General features: G+C 43.9%; 19 protein-coding genes. 11 read left to right on the top strand and 8 right to left on the bottom strand.

Going from position 1 to position 20,219, the window contains the following annotated elements; translation table 11 throughout:
- The first annotated feature begins 24 nt into the window (after positions 1-24).
- From RTS09_RS05035 to adk, 5 genes are all read left to right on the top strand, one after another.
- On the top strand, positions 25-2,109 hold the full coding sequence (locus RTS09_RS05035; protein ID WP_312534903.1) for a heme lyase CcmF/NrfE family subunit: 2,085 nt from the start codon (positions 25-27) through the stop codon (positions 2,107-2,109).
- Positions 2,096-2,671: a DsbE family thiol:disulfide interchange protein gene (locus RTS09_RS05030; RefSeq protein WP_050325568.1), complete on the top strand. Its 576-nt coding sequence runs from the start codon at positions 2,096-2,098 to the stop codon at positions 2,669-2,671. The genes RTS09_RS05035 and RTS09_RS05030 overlap by 14 nt, the downstream gene beginning before the upstream one ends.
- Positions 2,668-3,231 (top strand): cytochrome c-type biogenesis protein, encoded by a 564-nt coding sequence (locus tag RTS09_RS05025; RefSeq protein ID WP_007115275.1) that lies wholly within the window; start codon positions 2,668-2,670, stop codon positions 3,229-3,231. Before RTS09_RS05030 ends, RTS09_RS05025 begins: the two co-directional genes overlap by 4 nt.
- Positions 3,231-4,511, top strand: coding sequence for a c-type cytochrome biogenesis protein CcmI (gene ccmI / locus RTS09_RS05020; protein WP_312534900.1), 1,281 nt, complete (start codon positions 3,231-3,233; stop codon positions 4,509-4,511). Before RTS09_RS05025 ends, ccmI begins: the two co-directional genes overlap by 1 nt.
- A 261-nt stretch (positions 4,512-4,772) precedes the next feature.
- Positions 4,773-5,429 (top strand): adenylate kinase, encoded by a 657-nt coding sequence (gene adk / locus RTS09_RS05015; RefSeq protein ID WP_224054072.1) that lies wholly within the window; start codon positions 4,773-4,775, stop codon positions 5,427-5,429.
- Between the two features lie 163 nt (positions 5,430-5,592).
- Here adk and rpsT read toward each other — a convergent pair whose 3' ends face one another.
- Positions 5,593-5,862 (bottom strand): 30S ribosomal protein S20, encoded by a 270-nt coding sequence (rpsT, locus tag RTS09_RS05010; protein WP_007117302.1) that lies wholly within the window; start codon positions 5,860-5,862, stop codon positions 5,593-5,595.
- 351 nt (positions 5,863-6,213) lie between these two features.
- Between rpsT and RTS09_RS05005 the strand changes: the two genes are divergently transcribed.
- From RTS09_RS05005 to RTS09_RS04985, 5 genes are all read left to right on the top strand, one after another.
- Positions 6,214-6,927 (top strand): NAD(P)H-binding protein, encoded by a 714-nt coding sequence (locus RTS09_RS05005; protein WP_312534892.1) that lies wholly within the window; start codon positions 6,214-6,216, stop codon positions 6,925-6,927.
- Positions 6,928-6,971: 44 nt separating this feature from the next.
- Positions 6,972-7,487, top strand: a complete 516-nt coding sequence (rraA, locus tag RTS09_RS05000) for a ribonuclease E activity regulator RraA (RefSeq protein WP_312534889.1) — start codon at positions 6,972-6,974, stop codon at positions 7,485-7,487.
- A 166-nt stretch (positions 7,488-7,653) separates the two neighbouring features.
- On the top strand, positions 7,654-8,910 hold the full coding sequence (gene alr, locus RTS09_RS04995) for an alanine racemase (protein WP_312534887.1): 1,257 nt from the start codon (positions 7,654-7,656) through the stop codon (positions 8,908-8,910).
- A gap of 232 nt (positions 8,911-9,142) precedes the next feature.
- A complete protein-coding gene (mfd, locus tag RTS09_RS04990; RefSeq protein ID WP_312534884.1) occupies positions 9,143-12,745 on the top strand; it encodes a transcription-repair coupling factor in 3,603 nt (1,200 codons plus the stop codon).
- Between the two features lie 69 nt (positions 12,746-12,814).
- Positions 12,815-12,994, top strand: a complete 180-nt coding sequence (locus tag RTS09_RS04985; protein WP_282841191.1) for an oxidoreductase-like domain-containing protein — start codon at positions 12,815-12,817, stop codon at positions 12,992-12,994.
- A gap of 453 nt (positions 12,995-13,447) precedes the next feature.
- Here RTS09_RS04985 and RTS09_RS04980 read toward each other — a convergent pair whose 3' ends face one another.
- Both RTS09_RS04980 and ccoS read right to left on the bottom strand, forming a co-directional pair.
- Positions 13,448-14,374, bottom strand: a complete 927-nt coding sequence (locus RTS09_RS04980) for a sulfite exporter TauE/SafE family protein (RefSeq protein WP_312534881.1) — start codon at positions 14,372-14,374, stop codon at positions 13,448-13,450.
- A gap of 90 nt (positions 14,375-14,464) precedes the next feature.
- Entirely contained in the window at positions 14,465-14,695 is a 231-nt protein-coding gene (gene ccoS / locus RTS09_RS04975; RefSeq protein ID WP_312534879.1) for a cbb3-type cytochrome oxidase assembly protein CcoS, read from the bottom strand.
- Positions 14,696-14,981: 286 nt separating this feature from the next.
- On the opposite strand from ccoS, the gene RTS09_RS04970 reads away from it, so the two are divergent.
- Entirely contained in the window at positions 14,982-15,305 is a 324-nt protein-coding gene (locus tag RTS09_RS04970; RefSeq protein ID WP_312534877.1) for a rhodanese-like domain-containing protein, read from the top strand.
- Position 15,306: 1 nt separating this feature from the next.
- Here the strand turns inward: RTS09_RS04970 and RTS09_RS04965 are convergent, their stop codons facing one another.
- The 5 genes from RTS09_RS04965 to lipA form a co-directional block, all read right to left on the bottom strand.
- Positions 15,307-15,984 carry a YdcF family protein gene (locus tag RTS09_RS04965; protein ID WP_312534875.1) on the bottom strand — a complete coding sequence of 226 codons (678 nt, stop codon included), beginning with the start codon at positions 15,982-15,984 and terminating at the stop codon, positions 15,307-15,309.
- On the bottom strand, positions 15,959-17,068 hold the full coding sequence (gene murB, locus RTS09_RS04960) for a UDP-N-acetylmuramate dehydrogenase (RefSeq protein WP_309596576.1): 1,110 nt from the start codon (positions 17,066-17,068) through the stop codon (positions 15,959-15,961). The genes RTS09_RS04965 and murB overlap by 26 nt, the downstream gene beginning before the upstream one ends.
- Positions 17,069-17,193: 125 nt before the next feature.
- Positions 17,194-17,628 carry an RNA-binding S4 domain-containing protein gene (locus RTS09_RS04955; RefSeq protein ID WP_036598052.1) on the bottom strand — a complete coding sequence of 145 codons (435 nt, stop codon included), beginning with the start codon at positions 17,626-17,628 and terminating at the stop codon, positions 17,194-17,196.
- A 183-nt stretch (positions 17,629-17,811) separates the two neighbouring features.
- The gene (locus tag RTS09_RS04950) at positions 17,812-18,699 is read right to left on the bottom strand and encodes an alpha/beta fold hydrolase (RefSeq protein ID WP_312534872.1); all 888 of its coding nucleotides are present in this window, start codon (positions 18,697-18,699) and stop codon (positions 17,812-17,814) included.
- A gap of 112 nt (positions 18,700-18,811) precedes the next feature.
- Positions 18,812-19,900: a lipoyl synthase gene (gene lipA, locus RTS09_RS04945; RefSeq protein WP_312534869.1), complete on the bottom strand. Its 1,089-nt coding sequence runs from the start codon at positions 19,898-19,900 to the stop codon at positions 18,812-18,814.
- Positions 19,901-20,219 lie beyond the last annotated feature (319 nt).

Below are 20,219 nucleotides of genomic sequence, written 5' to 3'. Positions count from 1 at the left end.
ACTACAGCGATAGGAGCAGTGGGTATGTTAATTACTGAATTGGGCTATTTTGCGCTTATTTCAGCCTTGGTGATTGCCATTTTACAGGTTATTTTACCAGCAGTGGGGGTGTTCAAACACCAACCTGCTTGGCAACGACTGGCAGGAAGTTTTGCCATTGCTCAGTTTTTGGCAACCGGTACGTCATTTTTGTGCCTGATGTATGGGTTTTATGCCAATGATTTTACGTTGATTTATGTCGCTAATCAGTCAAATTCTTTGCTACCTTGGTACTATCGCCTATCAGCCACGTGGGGTGGGCATGAAGGCTCACTGTTACTGTGGGTCACCATTTTGGCGACTTGGGGCGCGGCGGTGGCTGTTTTTAGTCGAAGCTTGCCGCTTGCCATGCGCGCACGCGTGTTGGTGATTATAGCCTTTGTGCAAATGATGATGCTAAGCATGGTGATTTTTGTGTCGTCACCTTTTAATCGCAGTCTACCCAGCATCCCAGTGGATGGCAAAGATTTGAATCCACTACTACAAGACCCCGGATTAATTTTTCACCCGCCGATGCTGTATATGGGCTATGTGGGCGCGGTAGTACCGTTTGCCTTTGCCATGGCAGCATTGTGGGCAGGTCGGTTAGATGCGGTGTGGACGCGTTGGTCGCGTCCTTGGACACTAGCGGCTTGGTGCTGTTTGACACTGGGCATCGTGTTTGGCTCCATGTGGGCATACAACGAGCTTGGCTGGGGCGGCTGGTGGTTTTGGGATCCTGTGGAAAACGCGTCCTTTATGCCTTGGCTCGGTGGGGTGGCATTATTACATTCATTGGCAGTCACCGAAAAGCGCGGCGTGTTCAAAGCTTGGACGATTATGTTGGCGATTTTCAGCTTTGCCTTGAGTTTATTGGGTACGTTTTTGGTACGTTCGGGGGTCATTACCTCGGTTCACTCATTTGCCGCAGACCCTACCCGCGGTCTGTTTATCCTAGTGATTTTGGGCGTGGTAATCGGTGGCGGTCTGGCGATGTTTGCGTGGCGCGGTTGGCGTTTAACCCAAGAAAGCCATTATCAGCTCAAATCTCGTGAGACATTATTGGTCATCAATAACATTATTATATTAGTCTCAACCATCGTGGTGGTCATTGGCACACTTTATCCAATGCTGGCCGATGCGTTAAAACTGGGTCAAGTATCGGTGGGAGCGCCCTATTTTAATGCGTTATTTGTGCCGTTAACTTGGTTATTGTTGTTGTTTTTAGCCATTGGACCGGTCAGCCGTTGGAAAAAAGACACCCGTCCATTGTTAGGTATAGGCTTGGCGATTTTAGCCAGTTGTTTTGTGTTAGCCGGGGTTTTAAGCTATTTCTTGGTCAGTAGTATCAACATCAATATCTTTATGTCAGCGGCATTGTGTTTATGGGTGTTGGTATGGATGGTGATTGATATCAAAGACAAAACCCGTAACGCGCGCTCGCTGGGCGCTGGGCTAAAACGTCTGCACATGGGCTATTGGGGAATGCAGCTGGCGCATTTGGGTATTTTGCTATCCGTGATGGGTATTGCCATTACCACAAGCTTAAGTATCGAAAAAGACATTGCCATGCAAAAAAACCAATCGGTTGAAGTACAAGGCTACCAGTTCACGATGGATGAGCTAAAAAAAATTCGCGGCGCAAACTTTGATGCTACCCAAGCGGTGGTCAGTGTTCGTAAAAATAACCAACTGGTCGCGACCCTTTATCCAGAAAAACGCCATTATGTGGTCAGTCAAATGCCCATGACCGAAGCTTCTATCCAGTACAACCCATTAAGAGATATCTATATGGCAATGGGTGAGCCGATTTTAGGGGTTAATCAAACGGAAGCCACTGCCACTAAATGGGCGGTGCGTATCTATATCAAACCTGGCGTACGCTGGGTGTGGTGGGGCGGTTTTGTGCTGGCGCTGGGTGCGATTTTAAGTATGTTTGATAAACGCTATCGTAAACTGCCGAGACTTGCTGATATGAGTGATGACAAGTCGGGGAATTTGGCAGCGATTAACACAGCAGCGGCAATCGCCCCCGTGTTGGTAAAAAATGACAGTGAGTTAGGTCAGGAGAGTGCTCATGGCAATGCGTAAAAGACAACTGTGGTTTTTGATTCCTTTGGTGCTTTTTTTGATTATCATTGCGCTGTTTTATACGCGGTTGGGCAAAGATACCACGGTAGTGACCAACACCTCGCTCAATCGCGCTTTGCCAAGCTTTAGCTTACCGTCTTTGGGTAACCCATCACAAATGATTACCCAAGCACAGCTACCCAAACAGCCATTTTTACTCAATGTATGGGCATCTTGGTGTGTGACTTGTAAAGTTGAACACCCCTTTTTATTGCAAATGTCAAAGGCAGGCGTGCCGATTGTTGGGGTCAATTATAAAGATGAAACCAAAGACGCGCTTGATTATCTCAACACCCATGAAGACCCATTTACCCTCAATGTGCAAGATAAAGAAGGGAATTTTGGCATTGATTTGGGTCTGACAGGTGTGCCAGAGTCGTTTGTGGTTGATGGCAAAGGCAATGTGCGCCAGCATATCTTGGGGGAAATCAACGAAGAGCGCTACAACAAGCAAGTATTGCCTTGTATGACTGCGCTGCGTGAACAAGCCGCTGATGCTAAAATCCGTGAGGTGTGCCAATGAGTATCACATTTGCAAAAATTCGTCACCTGATGGGTGTGGTGTTGCTAGTCGCAGGGTTATCCATGTCGGCTTGGGCAAATATTGATACCTACCAATTTGACAACCCGCGCCAAGAAGCCCAGTATCGTGCGCTCATTGAAGAATTTCGTTGTCCAAAATGTCAAAACCAAAACTTGGCAGGTTCCGATGCGCCAATTGCACAAGATTTAAAACAAAAGACTTATGACATGGTCAAAGACGGTCGTTCCGACGCCGAAATTCGCCAGTATATGAATGAGCGCTACGGTGATTTTATTAGCTACAAACCCCCTGTGCGCCCATCTACCTGGATTTTATGGTTTTTTCCGCCTGTGCTGTTGGTGTTTGTAATGCTGGCTTGGTTTATTCGTAACCGTAATTCGTCAAAACGTGCCGCTGTCATTGCCAATCCCATAGAAGACGGCTATGCGCCACTTTCAGCCGCCGAACAACAGCGATTACAAGACTTGTTAAACGCCAATGATAACGCTGCCAATGCTAAAACTAGTGAAATCAATCAAGCAGCGGTTAAGGAAAATTAATGTCAACGCTAATTATTTTTATCATTGTCGCGCTTTTGTTTGCTATCACGCTTGCGGTATTTATTTTGTTACCTTGGTTGCAAACCCAAGACCATCACGCTATTGCCAATCGCGCTGATAATCAGTTACTAACGCTCAATATTGAAGTATTTAAACAACGGTTGGTAGAACTTGATGCCGATTTTGGCGAGGGTCAAATCGATGAGGCGACTTATCAAACCCAAAAACTGGCGTTAGAGCGTCAATTACTAGACATCAGTGACAATCAAGATACCAGCCATTTTACCCCCAATTGGAAAAGCCGTCTGATAGTTATCATCTGGATTCCGCTATTATCTGCGATGGCTTATGTGATGATTGCCGACCGCACGCCCGTCTATCAGTTATGGGATGCACAAAATCGCTTGGGACAAGTCGCAGATGATTTGCTGACCGCAAAAATCGATACGCCACCCGAATGGGCGACCAAAGACAGTGTGGGACTAATTAGTGCCATGCAAACCAATGTGCATCATCATGCCACCGATCCGCTGCGTTGGTTCCGTCTGTCTGAAGTGTTTGTAGCTTTGCAAGCACCCGAGCAAGCAATTGAAGCCTTGGCAAGGGCGTATCGTCTCAATCCTGATGATGAAAAAGTTGCCATCACCTACGCCCAAACTAGCTTTTTTACCCAAGGCGGGGTAATGGATGACAAAACCCGTCAAGTGGTTGAGCATATTCTAGCCAAAAGTCCTAAACACCAAGGCGCACAAATGCTGATGGCAATGGGCGAAATGCGAGCGGGTAACTACGCGCAGTCTCGAAAATGGGTAGAACTGCTACGCACCGAAATCCAAGCGCGTCCTGGCGATCATACCCAAGCTTTAAACAGCTTATCTGAACTTGAGCAGACCATCAATCAGCGGGAAGCCCAAGGCGAACAGGCGATTACAGTCAATGTTAAAGTCACCCCTGAGATATTAGGACGGGTGAAAAAAGGCGAAAGCTTATTTGTTAATGTGCGTAAGATGGCAGGTGGCCCCCCTGTTGCTGCCAAAAAACTGTCAGCAGATAGCTTAACCATCAATGGTATGACAATTAACATCAGCGATAACGATAGCATCATGCCGACCATGACCTTAAGTTCGGCGATTAGCACGAATGAGGCATTGGTGATTACCGCCCGGGTTAGTGCTTCAGGTGACGCCATGCCGCAAAGCGGTGACTTGACGAGTAACCCCGTACCGCTAGAGAAAACGGCCGACTTGACAACGGTATTGATTGATAAAATCGTGCCTTAAATCGTTATGAAAAATTTCTTGATTGAGTAGGGGCTTAATTGAATGGAAAGCGGATTAAATTTTGCCACATTTTTATTTTTAATACCGCTATCAATTTAAATTATTTTGCAAAAATTGCTTGAGATTTTAGCGGTTAACGAGTATTGTTAACCCAGTATTTCAAAACTGTTAGTTATTCGAACACACCATTTGTGGGTCTTTTTTGCTATTGCAGTAATGAGATAGGGCGATTTTAATAATTTCGACTTAAGGAATAGGTTTATGAAGCGTATTATTCTTTTAGGGCCACCTGGCGCTGGTAAGGGTACCCAAGCACAAATCATCACCAAGGAATTTAATATTCCACAAATTTCAACAGGTGATATGCTGCGTGCCGCTATCAAAGAAGGTACTGAGCTTGGCAAACAAGCCAAAAGTATCATGGATGCCGGTGGACTTGTCTCAGATGATTTAATTATCAACCTAGTTAAAGCCCGTATTGCGCAGCCAGATTGCGCCAACGGCTGCATTTTTGATGGCTTTCCGCGTACCATTCCACAAGCGCAAGCGTTAGCGGATGCAGGCGTACACATCGATAACGTGGTAGAAATTGCCGTACCTGATGAAGACATCGTGTCTCGTTTGTCAGGTCGTCGCTCTCATCCTGCTTCAGGTCGCGTGTACCATGTGGTCTATAATCCACCCAAAGTGGAAGGTAAAGATGACGAAACCGGTGAAGAATTGGTTCAGCGTGATGACGATAAAGAAGATACCATCCGCGATCGTTTAGCGACTTATCATAACCAAACAGAAGCTTTGGTTGGTTTTTATCAAGACTTGGCAAAATCCGGTCAAAACGCGCCTCGCTATGCCAAATTTGATGGTACACAAGCGATTGATAAAGTCAGTGAGCAAGTCCTTGCCGAGTTAAAAGCATAATTAAAACCATGATGAAACGCATCGATGGGCTTTTAGGTATACTAAATAAAAAGCTGAAATTTCGATTTCAGCTTTTTTTATAATTAAATCAATTTTATAGCTAAATCAGTCTCAATAAAAAAGCCAATTCAATATGAATTGGCTTTTTTAATGAAACAAACAATTAAGCAGTTTTAAGGGCTTTAATTGCTTTGTTTAAGCGGCTTTTATGACGTGCTGCTTTGTTTTTGTGAATCACGCCTTTGTCAGCAATACGGTCAATCACTGGAACTGCTTTTTTGTAAGCTTCAGTCGCTGCTTCGTAGTTTTTATCTTCAACGGCTTTTACCACATGTTTGATGAAAGTACGAACCATAGAACGTTGTGATGCTTTTAATTGACGACGTTTAACGTTTTGACGAGCGCGTTTGCGAGCTTGTGCAGAATTTGCCACGTAAATCTCCTTGGATTTGCAATATAAATCGATCTGTTAGTAAGTGAGCAGCCATTCGCTTATTACAGACACGGGTAGTTAGGGTTGCTTGAATCCTTGAATCACTAGACACGGAAACACAATTAACGATATCAAGCGGATTTAAAGCCCGCTATTTTAGCAAACTCACGCTACAATAACAACTTATTCGGCAGATTATTCAGCGTATTTCGTCTATTGAACAAAAAACCATCGGGCAATGCCTATCAATGCTGAAAAAAACGTATTTGTAGGTGAAAGTTTTGATTATCTGTGATTAAATAAAATGACATTAAAAACTCATAAAAATATTCATATTGAGGTCATTGTTTTATGCAGCGCACAGCATTAATCATCGGTGCAACCGGCTTGGTAGGCAATTCATTACTCACTCAACTTGGCAGTTTGTATCAAAAAGTCATTATCATTGCGCGCTCTCAGCCAAAAGGGTTGAGTGATTCGATGCATTTCTACCAGCTCAAAGATTTTAACCAAATGCATGAATTTGTGTCTGCGCTGTCGATTGGTAAAGACACCGATGCTTTTAGCTGTCTGGGTACCACCATTAAGGAAGCAGGTAGTGAAGCGGCTTTTCGACAAATCGATTTTACCTTTAATGTGGCATTTGCAAAAGCTTGCAAGCAAAAAGGCGTAGAGCGGTTTTTTTTGTTATCGGCGATGGGCGCCAATGCTGACAGTCGCTTTTTTTATAACCGTGTCAAAGGTGAGCTTGAGACGGCGATTGGCAATTTAGGCTTTCAAGAGTTGGCAATTTTTCGTCCCTCTTTGCTGCTTGGCAAACACGATGACCGTAAACTTGAAACCATCGCGCAGACAGCGTACAAACTCATCAAACCTATTGTGCCCAAAAAACTGCCTGGCCGTCCCATAGAAGCCGATAGGGTAGCGATGGCAATGGCGCTGGTGAGCAACAATTGGCACATCAAACATACTTATGAAAAATCTGCTAACCGTGTTGATACCGCCAAAAAAACCCAAGTTATCGGTAACGGTGAAATGCTAGCGATGACGCGGTTTAGAAACTAACTTTCCCAAAAAAACCATTGACTTAAGGAGCCATGATGAGCGACATGACGTTACAAAATTTTATTACCTGTGATTTATTAGATGATAATCCAGAATGTCAAGTTTGCGCGCCCAACATGGAAGGCAAACGCTTTTTTAGCTATGGCGGTAACACAAAATTTGGCGGTGAAGTGGTAACCGTCAAATGCTTTGAAGACAATAGCCGGGTTAAAGAGCTGTTAGCCACGAATGGCAAAGATGAGAAAGGCAATGGCAAAGTTTTGGTGGTAGACGGTGGCGCATCAATGCGCTGCGCCTTGCTAGGCGATATGATTGCACAAAGCGCGGTTGATAATGGCTGGGCTGGCGTGATTGTGTATGGCTGTGTGCGAGATGTGGATGATATGGGCAAAATGCCAATCGGCGTACAAGCGCTCGGTGCTATCCCCCGCAAATCCAATCGCAAAGGTGTGGGCGATGTGGGCGTGACGCTCAATTTTGGCGGAATCACGATAAATAATGGCGACTTTGTGTATGCTGATAACAATGGCATGATTGTGAGTACGACATCATTGCTTTAATGAGCTAACTTAAGCTACTAAACTTAAAAGTAATCTATGTTGGTTAAAAAACTGCATCAATTGTTAATATATTAACTGGTTATATGGCTTGACTGCGTTAACATCAGCGCATGAAAGCGCGTGCTTTTTCTGATTTTTTTATTGTCATCTCATTTTGGGAATTATTATGAAACTACATCAAACTCTGCTATCGCTTGCCATCGCCACCGTGATGTATCACGCTGCGCCCGCGCAAGCCGCGCCCGCGCTAACATATGCTGGCGATAATCCTCATATTGTTAATCTTGCCAATACCAACGCTTGGCTTGAAATAGATACTGAGGCGTACGGGCATAATATTGAAGCGATGCGCGCACATCTAGGTGGTAAATCCCAAATCTGTGCGATTTTAAAAGCCGATGCCTATGGCTTTGGCATTGATAATTTGATGCCTACCGTGATTGCACATCAAGTGCCTTGTATTGGTATTGCCAGTAACGAAGAAGCCCGTATCGCCCGCAAGCATGGCTATAAAGGACGAGTGATGCGGGTGCGGACGGCGACCAACCAAGAAATTGAAGACGGCTTAAAATACAATGTCGAAGAGTTATTTGGTACCCTTAAACAAGCCCAAACTGCCAGTGATATCGCACGAGCAGCGGGCGTGGTCATTAATTTTCATATGGCACTCAACGACGGTGGTATGGACCGTAACGGCTTAGATTTGAGCGTTGAGAAATCTAAACAAGACGCTTTGGCAATTACCAAGCTTAAAAATCTCCACATCGTCGGTATCATGACCCATTTTCCTGTTGAGGATAAAGCCGATGTACAAAAAGGGTTGGCTAGTTTTAAACAAAACACCGATTGGCTGATTAAGACCGCCAAACTCGACCGTAAAAAACTCACCATCCATGCGGCGAACTCGTTTGTGTCGCTGAACGTGCCAGAAGGTTGGTTTGATATGGTGCGTCCAGGGGCGATTTTGTTTGGCGAGCCTTACTATGAACGTCCAGATTTTAACTACATTATGTCGTTCAAAAGCCGTGTGGCTAGCGTCAATTTCTATCCTAAAGGCTCAACTGTTGGCTATGACCGTACTTATACCTTGACACGAGATAGCTATTTGGCAAATTTACCATTCGGTTATTCAGACGGCTACCGTCGCACCTTTACCAACAAAGGTCATGTCTTAATTAATGGTCATAAAGTCCCTGCATTGGGCAAAATCTCGATGAATACCACTATGGTCGATGTCACCGATTACCCCGATGTCAAAGCAGGCGATGAGGTGGTTATCTTTGGTAAACAAGGTAGTGCCGAAATCACCCAGTCGGAAATCGAAGATATTACAGGAACACTCTTTACCGAAATCTACGCCAACTGGGGTAACTCAAATCCCAAATTTGTCAAAGCGCAAATCACTAAATCGCTCAAAAAATAACGTCAGCTTGACAAAAAGCACCGTCAAATTGGCGGTGTTTTTTTTGAATATCACTTTGGTAAAAAACGCTAGATTGCTGCATTACAGGGATAAAGTGTTAAAGTGTTATTGCCAAAAAGTCTGCTAAAACACCGCTATTTTAGCTTTAATTTTTCAGCAAAAACCCCCACAATAACGTCATTATTTTTCGCCTTTTTTAATCAAAAGACTTATAACCAAAAGACCGATAACAATGACGAATGTTACACACCCACTGTCTCATCTTTCCTTTCGCCTTAACCAATCGTTGTTTGACAATGCTAAACATGATAAAAAATGGCTAGGCAATTTACAAGGCATGGCCCAAGCGCTATGGCTTACCAGTCTGACTAGCATTGATAGCAGTCAGCAAAACCGCCTAAAAGTCGTCGTGACCCGTGACCAAAATCAGCTCAATCAGCTTGAAACAGAGTTGGCATTTAGTGGGGTCGATGCCCATGTGTTTCCTGATTGGGAAACGCTTACCTATGATGAACTGTCACCGCACCATGATATTGTCTCTGAGCGGATTCATTTGCTTACCCATATGCCAACTGATGGTATTTTACTGATTTCAGTGCAGACCTTAATGCACCGTGTCGCCCCTGCCTCATGGCTATTGGGGCAACACTTTGATTTGTCAGTGGGTGACACCTTTGATGTGGCAACCGAACGTCGAAAACTGGCAACCGCAGGCTATCATGTGGTAGATAATGTCTTTGAGCCCGGGGAATTTGCTGTGCGTGGCAGCGTGATTGACTTGTTTGCCATTGGTCAGCCGTTTCCAGTGCGCATTGATTTATTTGATGATGAGATTGAGAGCATCCGTTTTTTTAACCCACAAACCCAGCGTAGCTTGACCCAAGCGGATTTGGACGAGTTAAAAGACAGTGACCCCCATCAATACGTCAAGTTTATGAATAGTCAAAAAAAATCGGGTGAAACTATCGGTAAAATCACCAGCTTTCAGATTTTACCGGCGCGAGAATTTCCCCTGGATGAGGGTAAAGAAACGTTTCGCGCCAATTTTGCCAGCACCTTTGCCAACACATCTGCCCGCCGTTTTGAGCTGTTTAACGATGTGATGAACGGCATTGCACCTGCGGGGGTGGAGTATTATCAGCCATTATTTTTTGACACGGATACTTGGCAAAATGGCTCGGATTTTTTTAGTTATTTGCCCAAAGATAGCTTGTTTATCGTCGATAATCAAATAGAGACAGCTTACCAAAATTTTTGGCAACAAATCCAAACTCGCTACAATGACCGCAGGCACGATATCGAAAAACCGATTGTGGCACCGCAAGATTTGTATCTGGCAGAACATATCTTTAACGAAAAAATTGCCCAATATCCTCGCATTATCACCAGCGAACAGCCAATCGATGACACCAAAGCAGGGGCAATCAATGCATTGGTTGACACACCACCTGATTTAACCGTTGACCACAAACTTGCTGAGCCACTGCAAAGACTGATGGCATTTCGCGAGCAGTTTGCTAAACCGATATTATTGGTTGCCGAAACTGCGGGTCGCCGTGAGATTTTATCGGAGCTGTTGCAAAAACGCTTTAATTTACAAAGTGTTTCAGGATTGACCGATTTTCTTGCAAATATGGATGAAGCGCATAGTAATGCGATTGCCTTGACCATTGCACCGATTGAACGAGGCGCGTTACTCCCTGATAAGTTTGCAATTCTCTCAGAAACCCAGTTGTTTGGACGGCAGGTGTTACAGACTCGCCGCCGTCGCCAAAGCGATGTGTCTGATGAATTTTTGGTTAAATCGGTCAGTGAGCTTAATATCGGCGACCCTGTGGTGCATATTGATTTTGGCATTGGGCGTTATCAAGGCTTGATTACCCTTGAGATTGATAGACAACTGCAAGAGTTCATCCATCTTACCTATGCAGATGATGCCAGTGTGTATGTGCCTGTGGCAAATTTGCAACTCATCAGCCGTTATGCGGGTGGCGACTCGGCAACCGCACCGCTTCATACCATAGGTAGTGGTAAATGGGATAAAGCTAAAGCCAAGGCACTCAGCCAAATTCATGATGTGGCGGCAGAACTGCTCAACGTACAAGCCCGCCGTGATGCCAAAGTGGGCATTAACTTCCCAATTGACCAAATCCAGTATGACTTATTTGCCAGTCAATTTGCGTTTGAAGAAACGCCCGACCAAGCCAATGCCATTGAGGCGGTTAAGTTTGATATGAAGCAAAATAAGCCCATGGATAGGCTGGTGTGCGGTGATGTCGGTTTTGGTAAAACCGAAGTGGCAATGCGTGCCGCTTTTATTGCAGTGCAAGCAGGGTATCAAGTGGCAGTGCTAGTACCGACGACGCTGCTTGCTGGGCAACACGAAGACAACTTTTTGGATCGATTTGCCGATTGGCCCATTCGTATTGAGTCGCTTTCTCGCTTTGGCAGCAAAAAACAACACGATGCGATTCTCAAAGGCTTAGCCGAAGGTAAAATTGATATCGTCATCGGTACCCACCGAATTTTGCAAGAAGATGTCAAGTTTGCCAACTTAGGTCTGATGATTGTTGATGAAGAACACCGTTTTGGCGTCCGAGATAAAGAGCGTATCAAAGCCATGCAATCGGATGTTGACGTATTATCAATGACTGCAACACCCATACCGCGCACGCTGAACATGGCGTTATCGGGTATGAGAAACATGTCGATTATTGCCACGCCCCCGGCAAGGCGGTTGGCAATTAAAACCTTTGTCATGCAAAAGTCTGATAACTTACTCAAAGAAGCGATTTTGCGTGAATTATTGCGTGGCGGACAGGTGTTTTTACTGCATAACGATGTGGCAAGCATTGAGCGCATGGCAGAAACCGTGCGAGAGCTTGTGCCCGAATCTCGGGTGGCAGTGGCTCACGGTCAAATGAAAGAACGAGAGCTTGAGCAAATCATGCAATCGTTTTACCACAAAAAACACAATGTGTTGGTGTGCACTACCATTATCGAAACGGGCATTGATATCCCCAATGCCAACACCATTATCATTAACCGTGCCGATAAATTCGGGCTAGCGCAGCTTCATCAACTTCGTGGGCGTGTTGGTCGCAGTCACCACCAAGCTTATTGTTATCTGCTTGTACCGTCTATTAAAGGCTTGACAACGGATGCCCAAAAGCGCCTTGATGCCATCAGCCGTGCTAACACATTGGGGGCAGGCTTTATGCTTGCCAGTGAAGACCTTGAGATTCGTGGGGCGGGTGAGCTGCTGGGCAAAAACCAAAGCGGCAATATGCAAGCGGTTGGTTTTAATCTCTATATGGATATGCTAAACCGTGCCACCAAAGCCATCAAAGCAGGCAAACAACCTGATTTGAACACCCCATTATCGCTAACCAGTGACATTAATCTGCATTTGTCGGCACTCATTCCTGAAGATTATCTGGGTGATGTGCATCAGCGGTTATTGTTTTATAAAAAAATCGCCAATGCTGAAGACTATGACAGCCTAATTAGCATCCGCAGCGAAATGCTAGACCGTTTTGGCAGTTTGCCGGAGCCGACCAAAAATTTATTTGCCATTCACCAAATCCGCTTAATGGCTGAAGCGCTGGAGATAAGCAAGATTGATGGCAATGAGCGGCAAGTCACCTTTGAGTTTTCACCCAGCACCCCTGTGGAAGCCATTACCATTATTGGGCTTATTCAGTCGAATCCGAAAAAATTTAAAATGAATGGCGCGACAGGGCTAAAAATGATGGATGACAAAGCCCTTGCCACACCAGAAGGACGGATTGACGCGGTAAAAAATCTCATAGAGAAATTATCTTTAAAAGCGTGATGATGACCTGATAATAAATAATTATTGGCTCATCATAAGCGTGTTATAGCAAAAAAGAAGATTTAGAAAATGATGGAAAATCAATTACCTAATGGCGAGCGCCTAATTGAAGAACCTACCTATCCCGAAGACTGGGAATGTTGCGACAACGGCTGCGAAGAATTGTGCGTGTATGAAATTTACCGCGTCCAAAAACAGGCCTATGACGAACAGCAAAAAAGACTTAAAAGCATACCTAAAACTACTTAGCGACACTGACAAACCTGCTCAGTAGCTGGATTATTCTTCCATAAAAGTAATTTTTTGTAAATTCATATTCCTGTCACAGGAATTTCATGCTAATGTCATCAAACTCACGTTAAATATTATGACGTTATGACGTTGCATTGATAACGTAAAATAGTAAGTAGTAAGTAAACAACTAAAAAATGGCAAAAGCCTTAAAATGAATAAAAAATCCATAATCATTGGATAAAGAAGGATAGGAGTAAAAAATGTTAGATATGTTAAATGAAGCGTTTGAATATGAAACCGATATCATCTATCTTGACGAAGGCGATGACGCGGTAGAAATGTAAATTATAAGTTAAGCGTAAAACTGAAAAATTCGCAACCGATAACCTCTTAATATACCGATTAAGAGGTTTGTTTTTTTGGGCAATATAAATGAATGATTACTGACTAGTAACTAGTAACTAGTGATTAGGGACTGGTACTGGCAGGCATCGCCACCTCATGGTGCTTATCCATATCCTGCATATTGTGCATGTCGTGATTCATGTTATGATTATGGTTCATATCATCACTCATATTATGGTTGATAGGCATAGTAGTCGAAGCTGGCATAGAAGCAGGACTAGACGCAGAATGATTCATCGTCGACATATCATGGTGCATACTCGTCTCATTCATGGCATGACTGTGTGAACCTTGATTATGTGAACCATGGTTATGGTTATGGTTATGGTGCATCATCATCGGAATAAAAATCACCGCAAGTCCAGACAACATCATAATCACCCCATTAATTTGGCGAAGGCGAAAGTGTTTAATACTCGACTGTAGCATACCCACAGTTTTTTGCGTGGCAATCAACATCGGCATCGTACCCAGTCCAAATACAAACATCAGAGCCGCTCCTGTAGCGATGTTGTTGCCAGCAATCGCCATCATGAGCGCACCATACACCAATCCACACGGCAAAAATCCCCAAAGCAAGCCAGCAAACAAGGCTTTACCAAAGCTATCAATCGGAAACACTTTTTTGCGTAGCGGGGCAAGCGATTGCCAAAAGCGCATCCCGAACTTTTCTAACTGATTAAACAGCGGTAACCCAAGCATCGCAAGCCCAATCAACACCAATACCGCACCCAGTACAATTCTTGGCGCACTATTGCTCATAATAGACTGAAAGATTGCCACCCCAACAAGACTGGCAATCAATCCAAGCAATGAATAACTGATGAGGCGTCCCAAATGATAAGTCAAAATCAAGCCATTTTTTTTGCTATCAGATACATGCTGCATAGACAGCCCAAACGCCGTCACAATGCCACCGCACATACCCAGACAGTGCGGTGAGCCAAACAGCCCCATGCTAAAGGCTGCCAAAAATAATGCCCAGGTCATAAAATGCTCCAAAAAAGTCTAAAAATTTTTCAAAAAAAGTAAATAAATCAATAGAAAGAAATCAGCAGGAAGAAAGATAACACCAACGTGTTATTTTTGCTCGTCGTTAGGGTCTTGTACTTTTGGAGGCTGAGAAGATGAAGGCTTGGCGGGATTTTGCCCCAATTGTTCGCGGCGAAATTGTCTGTCATCCAAAATGACCCGCTGAGATTCATTGTCCAAATCATCAAATTGGCGTGATTTGATGGCGTAATAAATGGCAAAAATACCCAATACAAATAGCACTAAACTAATAGGAATCAAAAAATACATGCTTTGCATCGGGCATCCCCATTACTTGGCGTAAACAAACGAATTAAGTTAAAAAAACCATTATACGCTTATTTTGGCATAAATAAATGCGGCAAAATGTCGCAGCGTGGCCTGAGTAATTCATGAGTAATCAAAGAGTCATCCAATAGCCGAATGTATGCTTACAAAACAAACACATGGGTTGCAAATCAAAGCAACTCAGTGATTTGAGTGCGAACAATGAATGCTATAATCATGGTGGGTTAAACACTGAGGTTTAACTTGGTTTTAAAACTCAAAATTCTACAAGGAAATTATGATGTTGATGCCTAAAATCTTTAAGCTTTCAAAGAAACAGTTGCTTGCCTTAGGCGCGGCTGTTATGGTGGGCGCATTATTGATGCCAACAGCAAACGCGGCGACAGTGGTCATTGATGTACGTACCCCAGAAGAGTATTCTGTGAATCATCCTACGGGTGCCATTAATATTCCACACAATGAATTACTTGCCAAAATAACGGCGCAAGGCATTGCCAAATCAGATACCATTAAAGTGTATAGCCGTGGTGGCGGTCGTGCCCAACAAGCCAAATCTGCCTTGCAGTCAGCTGGCTACACCAATGTAGAGATTCAAAAATAAGTTATTTATTGGTCGGTTGGCAGTCGTATTGGGGTTTGACAAGATCGCGAGCGAATGCCAATAATTCATATAAGGCACGTCTTGAATGCTGCAGATTCTGATCAAAATGCTGCCAATCATTTGCCTTTGGTAATGGGGCGATACTTGGAATAGTAGACACTCCATTGATGGCAAACTGCCGTCTTGAACGGTTCATGTGATAAGCGTCTGTTACCAAAATCACCTGTTTGACATTGAACATTTCTGCGGTGTATTTTGCATTTTGACAGGTGTTAAAGCTGTTTTTTTCTGCCACTATCCACATAATGCCTTTTTTTTGCAGCCACTTTGCCATCCATGGCGCCTCCTTACCACTGACGATGATGGGTAAGCCAGTCTGCTGATACACTTGGCTTGCTTTAATCAATCGACTTTCGGTGAATTGGTTAATCACAATCTCATTTTGCTGGTTATTGGTTAATCCGCCACCTAACACTACAATCGCTGTTGCAGGATTGACGCTAACCGCCGATTCTGGCAGGCGATAGCAATCTAAGATAAACAACACAATGGTAGAAAACAGCGGTGTGAAAAAACTGAGCGTAACCAAACACCCCACCAATACAACAACGGTCAAAATCCGTTTGATGGTTGAAAAAAATCGCTCAAGGTAATTAATGAGCTTGGCGAATGCTACCATCAGATTCAATCCAAACCGGTTCAGCTTCCAATTTTATCCCAAATTTCTCAAGCACTGTATTTTGTATAAATTGCATACTTTTGGCAACATCACGTTGCGTTGCAATTTTTGGCGCATGGTTAGTCAATACTAGGGCTTGTTTCACATGCGTTAAAATCGGTGCAATGCCTTTACCCTTAAGCCCTGATTGGTCAATAAGCCAGCCCGCTGCAACTTTACAGTAATCGGTCAAATTGCCTTGGGCATCTTTGACAGGATAATGCACTAGATTGGGATGGCTCTGCAGTAACTGGTCAACTTGAGATTTGGCGACGATGGGGTTTTTAAAAAAGCTACCACAATTGGGCAAGTCGTTGGTATCGGGCAGTTTACTTTGACGAATGTCGATGATGGCATTCATGGTATCCACGGGGGTGACTTCATCGCGACCCGCTAGGCTCGCATAGTGCTGTGCAACTTTTGCCACATCCCCATACTGGGTATTGGGTTTAGCAGTTTTACTGAGGGTAAAAATGACGCTGGTAATGAGCCATTGCCCGGCTTGCTGTTTAAACAGGCTGTCACGGTAGCTAAATTGGCAATCAGCTTTGCTTAGATGATGCCACGTTAAACTCGGTATATGAAACGCTTTTACACTGTCTATCACATCTTCAGCTTGTACCCCGTATGCGCCGATGTTTTGCACGGGACTACCACCGACCCAGCTTGGGATTAACGCCAAATTCTCCAGTCCATACCAACCTTGATGGACCGTATCTACTACTAGCGTATGCCAATCCTCGCCAGCCATCACCTCAAGTGTTATTGTTTGGCTATCTTCAGACAGGATAGTTTTACCTTGAAGACTGGGCGACACAACAACCGCGTCCAACACTTCAGGCAAAATGATATTACTGCCATTAGATAGCACAACAAACGCTTGTTGATGGGCTGCCAGTTGTTTAAAAGTCGGCTCAATATCAGACAGATGAGTTAAACGGATAAATTGTTTGGCTTGACAGGCTAATGCCATGGTATTGTATGCGCTAATATCCACATAGCTAGCATTAGCCTGCACAGGGTTAGGTTCAAAAAAATTGGTCATAAAATATCGTTAATAATTGGCAGAGTTGCTCATCGCCAGTGCAATGACTAGTGCAATGATAAAGTGCTTATTATAACGAAATATGACAGGGAAAATCGGGATTTTTATGACCCCATGACAGCCAATTAAAAACCTTCTTCATCACTGCCAAAATGGTTAATATCCCTAAAACGGCTCAGCTGACGACGCTGTTTTTTATTTGGGCGATGATCGGGGCGGGCAAGATTGGCAAGTTTTTTTTGTTCGGTGAAAAATTCTCGTTGACTGATACTGGCATCGGTCTCTTGATAAAGCACACTGGCGGCAGTGGCATTGCCGCGCACTTCAGACAGCGCCAGCACCTTGACCGTCTTTTGGGTGTAATGATTGGCTGACCCTTGACGAATCGTCAATTCATCGCCTACCGCTATTTCTTTACTAACCTTGACGCGATTGCCAAAATGGTGTACCCGTCCCGATTCAATCGCTTCCTTGGCTAGGGTGCGAGTTTTATAAAACCTTGCTGCCCAGAGCCATTTATCTAAACGCACTTTAATTTTATCAGTTGTACTCAATGACATTTCCTATAACTTAACTCCATGAATAACTTTAGATTAAATGGTTGTTTTTTCGAATCTTTCAATACATCACATCGATATTTCTAACAAGCAACTGGCGTGTCAAAACGAGGCTAATAGTCTATTCATCATGACAGTTATAAAACCCCGCCTAAAGACTTAGTGGTAAGACTCAGGGATTTTAAGCTAATTGATATGGTGAGAGAGCCAAGCCAAAATATCGTCGTACACTTGTTGGTGATTAGGCTCTAGCAAGATTTCATGGCGCATCGCTTCATATTGCTGCATGCTAACCGAGGCAAAATTATTTTGTTGCAAACGTTTAACAATACGCGGAATGCCTTTTCCCATCTGCCCAACGGGGTCATCCTTTCCGCTGACAAATAGTAGCGGTAACTGTCGGGGTACTTGTTGATACCAATGCTTATTGGTGCCTGTTTGCATCAACGACATAAGCGCAAAATAGCCATTGTTGGTAAACTGAAAGCCGCAAAGCTTGTCATCAAGGTAGGCTTTTACTTGCTTGGGATCTGAATTGAGCCAATTAAACCCTTGTAAATCGGGTTCTTTCCTAAAGGGTAGGTTATTAAATTGGTTTAAAATCTTATCCAATACTGGATTGGTGCGGCGCGTGGTGAAGTGATTGAGATTTTTGGTTACAGGCACAAACAAGTTTGCCAATGGATTAAAATCTGAGGTACCCATAATCACTGCGCCCGCAAATCGCTCACCATAGCGCTGCAGAATACAGCGAACGATAAATGACCCCATACTGTGACCCAAGATAAAATGGGGGATATCAGGGTATTTTTCAGCGATTAACTGCGCATGGTCCATCACATTGTCAATCATCAACTCAGCAGGATTAGGGTTACCCATATAGCCTAAGCAACCATTGTCATAGGCTTGCTGTCCATGACCCAAATGGTCAAACGTCAACACCGCAATACCATGATTTGCCAAAAATTGCGCAAAAGGTTGGTAGCGCCCTTGGTGTTCTGCCATGCCATGTACGATTAGTAAAGTAGCAACGGGCGGCACCTTAGGCAGATAGAATGTGTAGTTGTTATTCATCGCAAATTTCCTGTGTGTTATTTTATAATTAGGGTAGCATAAAAAAGCCGTCTAATGACGGCTTTAAATCAACGCACAAATTCACAAATCAATGCACATATCAACGCATAAATCAACAGCCTGATTTTTTCATGTCCGCTTCTGATAACGGATTGGCACCACGGGTAGGGCGCGGACAAGGCTCACCATAATATTGACGATCGGCAAAATAGCTTGAGCGCACCATCGGACCTGCCCAGATATTTGCAAAGCCCAATTTTTTACCGTGTGCCGTATAACGGTCAAATTCATCCGGATGCACAAATCTATCAACTGGGGCGTGCGATTTGCTTGGCTGCAAATATTGACCGATGGTAATTAAATCGACATCATGCGCCTTTAAATCATTAAGTAAAGCATAAACCTCTTCTTCGGTCTCGCCAAGACCCACCATAAAACCACATTTGGTGACGATATCCGGGCGACGCGCTTTATAATCTTTTAACAACTGTAATGAATGCTGATAATCCGACCCTGGACGAAACGCTTTATACAAACGTGGCACGGTTTCGATATTGTGGTTAAACACATCAGGCGCTGTGTTACTTAAGATATCAAGTGCCACTTGCTCACGACCCCGAAAATCAGGGACTAAAATCTCAATCAAGCAATTAGGGCTTAACTGACGAGATTCTTTAATGACATTGGCAAAATGTTCCGCGCCGCCGTCACGCAAATCATCTCGGTCAACCGAGGTAATCACCGCATATTTTAATCCTAGACCGGCAATGGTCTCAGCGGTGTGAATGGGCTCAAGCTCATCAAGCGCGTTGGGGCGACCATGCGCCACATCACAAAATGGGCAGCGACGGGTACAAATATCTCCCATAATCATAAAGGTCGCGGTGCCATCACCAAAACATTGAGGCAGGTTAGGGCAGGCAGCTTCTTCACACACCGTATACAGCTTTTGTTCACGCAAAGTTGACTTAATGCGCGCCACTTCACTCGGCGATGACAGCTTGACGCGAATCCAGTCAGGTTTTTTTGGGGTTTCTACCGTTGGAATGATTTTAATTGGAATACGGGCAACTTTATCATGGCCACGTAGTTTTTCACCCACTTCAGGACGTTTTGGCTTGTCGCAATTTGATTTGTCACGAGCGATGGGTCTATCGGTGCGCGGCGTTGAAGGGGCAAAAGTTTGTACAGTGTCGGTCATTGCTATGATTAATCCTTGAATTCACTTAGCAGATTTTAGGGGGTTATTATAACAGAAATCTATGCTGACGAATTTAAACTATTTTGGGATAAGCTTTGTTGTTTAAAGTACACAGCCAAAGTTATTTTGTATCATAGTAAAAAAGCGACAATCGGCTCAAACGCATTTATTAAAAATTATTGGGCTATTTTTTTAAAAAATAATGGCTATGTTAACAAAAACGTATTTTCTCATTAACATTTCATCACATTTCAAGTATATTAGAAGGGTTAAATTTTTTAGCCAAAGCCATGCTGGCTAGTAGCCATTTCAAAATTCA

This window comes from Moraxella sp. CTOTU47618 (assembly GCF_032017425.1).
GTDB classification, from domain to species: domain Bacteria; phylum Pseudomonadota; class Gammaproteobacteria; order Pseudomonadales; family Moraxellaceae; genus Faucicola; species Faucicola tetraodonis.
The sequence above is the reverse complement of the archived record's forward strand: the minus strand, read 5'-3'. Positions and strand labels throughout refer to the sequence as shown.

Excerpts from the sequence above, each read along its gene's own strand:
- RTS09_RS05035 (WP_312534903.1), top strand. The coding sequence starts at position 25 with ATGTTAATTACTGAATTGGGCTATTTTGCGCTTATTTCAGCCTTGGTG.
- RTS09_RS05030 (WP_050325568.1), top strand. The coding sequence starts at position 2,096 with ATGGCAATGCGTAAAAGACAACTGTGGTTTTTGATTCCTTTGGTGCTT.
- RTS09_RS05025 (WP_007115275.1), top strand. The coding sequence starts at position 2,668 with ATGAGTATCACATTTGCAAAAATTCGTCACCTGATGGGTGTGGTGTTG.
- ccmI (WP_312534900.1), top strand. The coding sequence starts at position 3,231 with ATGTCAACGCTAATTATTTTTATCATTGTCGCGCTTTTGTTTGCTATC.
- adk (WP_224054072.1), top strand. The coding sequence starts at position 4,773 with ATGAAGCGTATTATTCTTTTAGGGCCACCTGGCGCTGGTAAGGGTACC.
- RTS09_RS05005 (WP_312534892.1), top strand. The coding sequence starts at position 6,214 with ATGCAGCGCACAGCATTAATCATCGGTGCAACCGGCTTGGTAGGCAAT.
- rraA (WP_312534889.1), top strand. The coding sequence starts at position 6,972 with ATGACGTTACAAAATTTTATTACCTGTGATTTATTAGATGATAATCCA.
- alr (WP_312534887.1), top strand. The coding sequence starts at position 7,654 with ATGAAACTACATCAAACTCTGCTATCGCTTGCCATCGCCACCGTGATG.
- mfd (WP_312534884.1), top strand. The coding sequence starts at position 9,143 with ATGACGAATGTTACACACCCACTGTCTCATCTTTCCTTTCGCCTTAAC.
- RTS09_RS04985 (WP_282841191.1), top strand. The coding sequence starts at position 12,815 with ATGATGGAAAATCAATTACCTAATGGCGAGCGCCTAATTGAAGAACCT.
- RTS09_RS04980 (WP_312534881.1), bottom strand. The coding sequence starts at position 14,374 with ATGACCTGGGCATTATTTTTGGCAGCCTTTAGCATGGGGCTGTTTGGC.
- ccoS (WP_312534879.1), bottom strand. The coding sequence starts at position 14,695 with ATGCAAAGCATGTATTTTTTGATTCCTATTAGTTTAGTGCTATTTGTA.
- RTS09_RS04970 (WP_312534877.1), top strand. The coding sequence starts at position 14,982 with ATGATGTTGATGCCTAAAATCTTTAAGCTTTCAAAGAAACAGTTGCTT.
- RTS09_RS04965 (WP_312534875.1), bottom strand. The coding sequence starts at position 15,984 with ATGGTAGCATTCGCCAAGCTCATTAATTACCTTGAGCGATTTTTTTCA.
- murB (WP_309596576.1), bottom strand. The coding sequence starts at position 17,068 with ATGACCAATTTTTTTGAACCTAACCCTGTGCAGGCTAATGCTAGCTAT.
- RTS09_RS04955 (WP_036598052.1), bottom strand. The coding sequence starts at position 17,628 with ATGTCATTGAGTACAACTGATAAAATTAAAGTGCGTTTAGATAAATGG.
- RTS09_RS04950 (WP_312534872.1), bottom strand. The coding sequence starts at position 18,699 with ATGAATAACAACTACACATTCTATCTGCCTAAGGTGCCGCCCGTTGCT.
- lipA (WP_312534869.1), bottom strand. The coding sequence starts at position 19,900 with ATGACCGACACTGTACAAACTTTTGCCCCTTCAACGCCGCGCACCGAT.